A 7,308-nucleotide genomic window follows, 5' to 3' on the forward strand; every position below is an offset into this window, starting at 1 on the left:
CCTATTATTAGGTTGTAGTCGTTTGAGTTTATCGCTCCGTATAGTAACGTTCCTATCCCTGGATAGGCGAATACTATTTCTGTTATCAATGCCCCTCCAAAGATTTGCCCTAAAGATAGCGCTAAGTTGGTTACTTGCGGTAATAATCCGTTCCTGAATACGTATTTGAAGGCTATCTTTGATTCTTTTAGCCCTCCCGCTTTCGCATACATCACATAGTCTTCTGCTACTATGTTCGATACTATTAGTTTCATCGTTTGTATGTTGGCTGCTATTCCTAAAACCATCAGCGATATCGCAGGCAGAAACGAGTGTACTAACACGTCTGATATGAACGCCCAGTTGAACCCTATTTGTCTTCCAACTGAGTATCCACCTGCCGATGGGAATATCGGTATCAGATAGGCAAATACTATGAGTAGTAATAATGCAAATATGTAGTAGGGTATGGGCCTTACCACCATCGCTATGTTGTCTAGCGTTTGTGCCCATGCCTTGTTTTTAAAGTATCCTGCAAGTGCCCCTATTATACTTCCTACTAACCAAGAGAGGATTGTAGTTGTTAATAGTAATCCAGCCGTCCAGGGCAGTGAGTCCATTATTAGCTCCATTACAGGTACCGGAAATTGAAAGAGTGATGGCCCAAAGTCTCCATGTAGCAGTCTTCCCCAAAAGGCAACGTATTGTTGGAATATCCCTCCTTCTAATCCGTACATCTCTGTGAGCGATTGCCTTAATGCTTCAACAGCCGCTGGGTCTAAGAAGGCTCCTTGTGATGTCATTTGACTGATTACTTGTTGTACGGGATCAACAGGCGTTAGCCTGGGTACAATAAATACCACCGTTATCCCTACGAATACTACAACTAGAAATTGTATTATCCTTGGTAGCAAGTATCGCTTGAAAAATAGCAAGTGTTACACCTCCATAATAAGCCCCCCGAAGGGGGCTCAATGTATTTATCTGTAGCCTTTATTTCCTCCCTGTTGGTTCAAGGAAGGGGAGTACGTATTTGAAGTTTGGCCAGTGATGATAGGGAATCATATACGGATTTTCAGCACCAGGGTAATTAGTCCAATAATACTCATCCCATCCTACTACTCCAGGATATCCGAAAGTTGGAACTGAAGGCATTTCTTCTACAAGTATTTTTAACCCTTCTATACCTAATTCCATGTTTTCCTCACTATCCCAGTCTACCTTTTCCATTTGTTCTATAACCTTATCCATCCTCGGATCTGTCCATCTACCTCCTGCAGGCCCCATACCAGTAACAGCATTATCCCCTATCGGTTTGTAGTATTTTGAGTGTATACTCGAAAAAACACGGTACAAATCAGGATGTCCACCCCATGGCTCAGATGCAGGCCATTGGTCAGTAACCTCAAAATTACCTAACTGAGCTATACTCGCATATTGTTCACTAGGACGCATTGAAACATCTATACCAAAGTTTCTCCATTGTTGTGCTACAGCAAGGGAATTCCTGTGCTGCGGATGTGAAGGATTTGGATGAGCTTCAATATTAATTTTCCAAGGTGTGCCATCCGGTAACAACCATTTGCCATTTTTATCTCTTGTAAATCCATTCCTTTCTAACAGTTGTTCCGCTACATCAGGTGCATATTTCCACCATCCTGGACCAAACATCTCTTTCAACGTTTCTATATCGTTTGGTACCTCGTATCCTCTTTCCCTTGCGTATTGAGCTGCTCTTAATGCCGCCGTTGGATCGTACGGTTTAAATGGTTTCCCGTTAACGTTTATGTCTAAGGTGAAATTCTTCAACCAATCTTCTAATGATTCATAATAAATCTCTTGGTAATAAGGTATTGGAGGAACATGAAGTACCCCCATAGGTGCAGCACCATCAAACGCTATTCCTATATAATCTACTATATCTATTGCAAGAGTTAATGCCCATCTTACATCTTTTATGTTGTATGGATATACATCGGTATTGAATACAAAACCTGTCATACAAGGATCCGTGTTAACTACCCATGGATACTCTATTCTGTATCCTCTTGAGTATGGATTTCTTTGAACAAGTGCCCTGAATGCTTCCATTGTTATATCTGCCATGTCTAAGTTATGGTTAGCCTGCGCAATTACTTGGTTTGTAGCTTCTCCATAGTAATAGAAAAGTACGTATTTTGGTTTTGGTTCACCGAACAACATCCCAGTTGGGGTCCTATCCCAGTCTTCCCTTTTTTCCCAAAGTGTCCAATAACCAGCAGCGTCATAATCTTTTAGAACATATGGCCCACTGCTTATTGGAGGGTTGAAATCAAAGGATAAGGGATCTTCTACTTTTTCAAAAATATGTTTTGGGAAAGGCCTCCATGCTCCCCATCTGTCCACAAAATTGGTGTGGAATCGTGCGTTAGGTTCTTTCAATTCAAATACTACGGTGTAATCATTTGTTTTGTATACTTTATCAATATACATATCGAACTGCTCATGATAAGACATTCCAGAATATTCCATGACTGTTTCGATAGCGTATACAATATCATCCGCAGTAATTTCAACACCATCACTCCAATAACACCCTTTCCTCAACTTAACCGTCATCTGTGTGAAGTCTTCATTGTAGATTGGACCTTCCGCTGCAAGAGAGTTAATAACTTCTCCCCTGGCAGGCTCCATCGTCCATAATGGTTCCAGCATCAATTGTTGAACCCCTCTGTCAGGATTTCTCCAACTAGTGGTAAATACGTTAAAAATACCGGGAGAACCTACTCTTCCAGTTAAAACGTTAGCAATGAGCGTTTCTTCCCTTGGAATCCCAGCTACCTGTGAAAATCCTGCAACAACAAGTAACATGGAAACAAAAATCACCAATAAACTCTTTTTCATTCTTTCACACCTCCTAATGAGTTTTTTACCTTTACTTTGGCATTTCTTCCCAAAGTAGTAAAAATAAAAGTCCATTAATACCCCCTTTATCCCCTTTTTCGCTCCTTGAGCTTCAAACAATAAATCATGGAATTCTCTATTATAAATATTTAAGTGAAAAAGCACAAGCAATCACTGGTAAGTTTACCAAATCAATTAATATCCGAATCAACAATAACCCATTTTCTTTCTTTATAATTTATTTTTTAAAAATCAAAACATTCATTGTCTTTGAATTAGAATCCAAAGGAATTTTATTAAATCTTACAATTAAACAGCTTTTCTTCTAGTGGATACTTTTTTAGTAAAAGGCAATCAAATTAGATTTTTAAAGTTTTAGAAGGAGGAAATGTCTAAATAAATTCAAATCTTGTTCAAAACGATTATACGTGAGTTAACTTTTTTTGTCAACTATTAATTTATCCAATCAACTAATATTAGGAGCAATTACGGGCAATTATTTGCGATTAGGAAGCTTTTCCTTAGTTTTTCCTGAATTTTGAAAAAAATCGTTTTGTAAGATTTCATTAGATTTTCTTGTTTAATCGACTTAGATTGTTTTTAATCGTCGTTAAATCGCTCTATTTAAAAGTGAGAAATTTTTTTCATGGTGTTATAATTTTACTAGAAGATATGAAATTTTTGCTTGATCGAAAGTGAGGTCTTATATTTGAAAAAGGTCTATATAGACGGCGAACATCTGAGTTTGGAAGATGTGATTAATGTAGCTAGACATTATTACGACGTGGCTATAGATAACTCTGCTTTTGAGAACATTGAGAACTCCAGAAAAGTTGTAGAAAAGTTTGCAGAAGAGGAAAAAGTCATATATGGTGTGACTACTGGCTTTGGAGAACTCTGCAATGTTTTCATTTCGAACGATAAAACAGAGAAATTACAAAAGAATCTGATCAGAAGCCATGCATGTGGAATCGAGAATCCTTTGGATATAGAAACTGTTAGGGCGATTATGTTGCTTCGCGCAAATTCTTTGGTCAAAGGTTTTTCTGGAATAAGGTTATCCACCATTCAAACTTTGATCGATATGATAAACAAGAAGGTTCACCCGGTAATACCAGAAAAAGGGTCTTTAGGAGCAAGCGGTGATCTAGCTCCATTAGCCCATATGGTTTTACCGATGATGGGAGAAGGAGAAGCTTATTACGACAACAAGCGATTAAATGGAAAAGAAGCAATGAAATTGGCGGGAATAGATACGATAAATCTTGTTGCAAAGGAAGGCCTTGCTTTAATAAATGGAACACAAGTTATGACTGCTATAGGTGCATTATCAATATACGATAGCATAGAACTTTTAAAAACGGCAGATATAATTTCATCGTTGAGTTTTGAGGCATTGAACGGTATCATCGAGGCTTTTGATGAGAGGGTACACAATCTAAGACCTCATAAAGGGCAGATTGAGTCCGCTATCAATTTAAGGAGAATACTTGAAGATAGTAAAATGGTGTCTCATCAAGGGGTATTACGTGTTCAAGATGCCTATTCCTTGAGATGTATCCCGCAGGTTCACGGTGCTTCACGTGATGCAGTAAATTATGTGCAAGATGTCATTGTGAAAGAGATGAATGCAGCAACCGATAATCCTTTGATATTTTCAAAAGAAGAAGAAGCAATATCCGCAGGGAATTTTCACGGCCAACCAATTGCATTGGGCATGGACTTTTTGGCGATTGCTTTGTCTGAAATTGCAAATATATCAGAAAGACGAATAGAAAGGCTTGTTAATCCTAAATTGAGCGGGTTACCTCCTTTTTTGATAGAAGAAAGTGGCTTGAATTCTGGATTTATGCTTGTTCAATATTCAGCCGCGTCGTTGGTTTCAGAAAATAAAGTCTTAGCCCATCCTGCAAGTGTTGATTCAATTCCTTCTTCTGCAAACCAAGAAGATCACGTTTCTATGGGCACAATTGCAGCGAGAAAAGCGAAGAATATACTAAACAACGTCCAAAAAGTATTAGCTATGGAAATGTTCTGTGCTTGCCAAGCCATAGACCTACGAGGAAACAAAGGTTTAGGAAAAGGTTCAAAGATAGTTTATGATATAGTTAGAGATAAAATACCGAAGATAAACGAAGACAGAGCGATGTACGAAATGATAGATAAGAGTGAAGAAATCTTAAAATCTGGCATAATCGTTAAAGAAGTGGAAAAAGAAATTGGTAAATTACTTTAAAGAAAGGAGAAAATATCATGGTGAACAATATTGATATTTCTAGCGCAATGTCCATTAAGTTGGATGACAAACTGCCTAGTATGCCTAAATTCTTCGAAGGTATAAGAAGGGCACCTAAAAGACCTTTGAACTTATCAAAAAGAGAAGTAGAACTAGCCCTTGCAAACGCTTTAAGGTACGTGCCGGAAAGCTTGCATGAAGAATTGGCTCCAGAATTTTTACAAGAGTTGTTTACTCGAGGTAGAATTTATGGATACAGGTATAGACCTGAGGGCAACATTAAGGCAAAACCTATAGATATGTACAAGGGTAAGTGTATTGAAGGAAAGGCATTTCAGGTCATGATCGATAATAACTTGGATTTTGATGTCGCTTTGTACCCTTATGAACTGGTAACCTATGGTGAAACCGGTCAAGTATGTCAAAATTGGATGCAGTACAGGTTAATTAAAAAATACCTAGAAGAACTTACAAGAGAACAAACTTTAGTTGTGGCTTCAGGACATCCCTTAGGTTTGTACAGATCAACTCCAAATAGTCCACGGGTGATAATAACAAATGCTTTGATGGTTGGAATGTTTGATGACCAAGAACATTGGATCAAGGCACAAGCTATGGGTGTTGCCAACTACGGGCAAATGACTGCTGGAGGGTGGATGTATATAGGACCTCAAGGTATCGTTCATGGCACTTACAATACCTTGTTGAACGCTGGAAGGTTGAAATTAGGAATACCCCAAGATAGTGATCTAAGAGGATGCTTGTTTGTGAGTTCAGGTTTAGGTGGAATGAGCGGTGCTCAGGCAAAAGCAATAGAAATTGCAAAAGGGGTTGGGATAATTGCAGAAGTAGATTACTCGAGAATACAAACAAGGCTCAACCAAGGTTGGTTAAAAACCTACAGCAAAGATTTGGATGAAGTTTTTGAAATAGCCTTCGATCATCTAAATAGAAAAGAACCCATTTCCATCGGTTATTATGGTAATATTGTAGATCTATTGGAATACATTGTAAAGAAAGGTATAAAAGTAGATTTGTTATCAGATCAGACATCTTGTCACGCCGCCTACGAGGGAGGGTACTGCCCTCAAGGCTTGACTCATGAAGAGAAGAATCAGCTCTTAAAAACAAATAAAGAGAAATTTGTTGAATTAGTCAACAATTCACTGAGAAGACATTTTGAGCTTATAAAAACAATGGTTGAAAGGGGAACCTACTTTTTTGACTATGGGAATAGTTTCATGAAGGCGGTTTTTGATGCAGGCGTGAAAGAAATAGCAAAAAATGGCTTGGATGAAAGCGAAGGATTCATCTTTCCCTCGTATGTGGAAGACATAATGGGACCATTAATATTCGACTATGGTTATGGACCTTTCAGGTGGGTATGTTTAAGTGGAAAACGGGAAGATCTATTGAAAACGGATAAAGCAGCGATGGAATGTATAGATCCCAATAGAAGGGGCCAAGATAGAGACAATTACATATGGATTAGAGATGCTGATAAAAACAATCTCGTTGTAGGTACTCAAGCACGAATTCTTTATCAAGATGCTATGGGAAGGATGAAGATAGCGCTTAAATTCAATGAAATGGTTAGAAAAGGGGAAGTTGGCCCCATAATGCTCGGAAGGGATCATCATGATGCGGGTGGAGCTGACTCTCCTTTTAGAGAAACAGCGAATATAAAAGATGGGAGTAATATAATGGCGGATATGGCAACCCATGATTTTGCTGGAAATATAGCAAGGGGAATGAGTTTGGTAACACTGCACAACGGAGGCGGAGTTGGTATCGGTAAAGCCATTAACGGTGGTTTTGGATTGGTTCTTGACGGAAGTGGAAGGGTGGATGAAATAATAAAGAACGCAATTCCATGGGATGTTATGGTTGGGGTTGCCAGACGATCATGGGCTAGAAATGAAGCTTCTATAGAAACATCAATAGAGTACAACAAAGAAAACAAAAACACGGACCACATAACTTTGCCATATATTGCTGATAAAAATATGATAAAAGATTTGGTTGACAAATACTTATGAGGGTTAGGAGGTAGATGTTTTGAACAAAATCGTTGAATGTGTTCCAAATTTCAGTGAAGGAAGAGATAAAGAAAAGTTAGAATGTATTGTAGATGAAGTAAGAAAACAAGAAGGAGTAAAATTATTAGATTACTCTATGGATAAAGACCACAACAGAAGCGTAGTTACTTT

At 38.3% G+C, this 7,308-nt stretch carries 4 protein-coding genes and 1 pseudogene; 3 read left to right on the top strand and 2 right to left on the bottom strand.

The window, feature by feature from the left end:
• Both AA81_RS01490 and AA81_RS01495 read right to left on the bottom strand, forming a co-directional pair.
• The coding region (locus AA81_RS01490) for an ABC transporter permease (RefSeq protein ID WP_103897955.1) at positions 1-914 on the bottom strand (914 nt) is incomplete at its 3' end.
• Between the two features lie 58 nt (positions 915-972).
• Positions 973-2,862 carry an ABC transporter substrate-binding protein gene (locus AA81_RS01495; protein WP_169999576.1) on the bottom strand — a complete coding sequence of 630 codons (1,890 nt, stop codon included), beginning with the start codon at positions 2,860-2,862 and terminating at the stop codon, positions 973-975.
• A gap of 709 nt (positions 2,863-3,571) precedes the next feature.
• Here AA81_RS01495 and hutH point away from each other — a divergent pair.
• The 3 genes and pseudogenes from hutH to AA81_RS01510 all read left to right on the top strand — a co-directional run.
• Positions 3,572-5,098, top strand: a complete 1,527-nt coding sequence (gene hutH / locus AA81_RS01500; RefSeq protein ID WP_103078019.1) for a histidine ammonia-lyase — start codon at positions 3,572-3,574, stop codon at positions 5,096-5,098.
• A 17-nt stretch (positions 5,099-5,115) separates the two neighbouring features.
• On the top strand, positions 5,116-7,137 hold the full coding sequence (hutU, locus tag AA81_RS01505; protein WP_103078020.1) for a urocanate hydratase: 2,022 nt from the start codon (positions 5,116-5,118) through the stop codon (positions 7,135-7,137).
• Positions 7,138-7,156: 19 nt separating this feature from the next.
• A pseudogene (locus tag AA81_RS01510) lies at positions 7,157-7,308 on the top strand (glutamate formimidoyltransferase); the annotation flags it as partial.

This window comes from Petrotoga halophila DSM 16923, assembly GCF_002924615.1.

Coding starts and splice junctions, on each gene's coding strand:
- AA81_RS01495 (WP_169999576.1), bottom strand. CDS start 2,862: ATGAAAAAGAGTTTATTGGTGATTTTTGTTTCCATGTTACTTGTTGTT.
- hutU (WP_103078020.1), top strand. CDS start 5,116: ATGGTGAACAATATTGATATTTCTAGCGCAATGTCCATTAAGTTGGAT.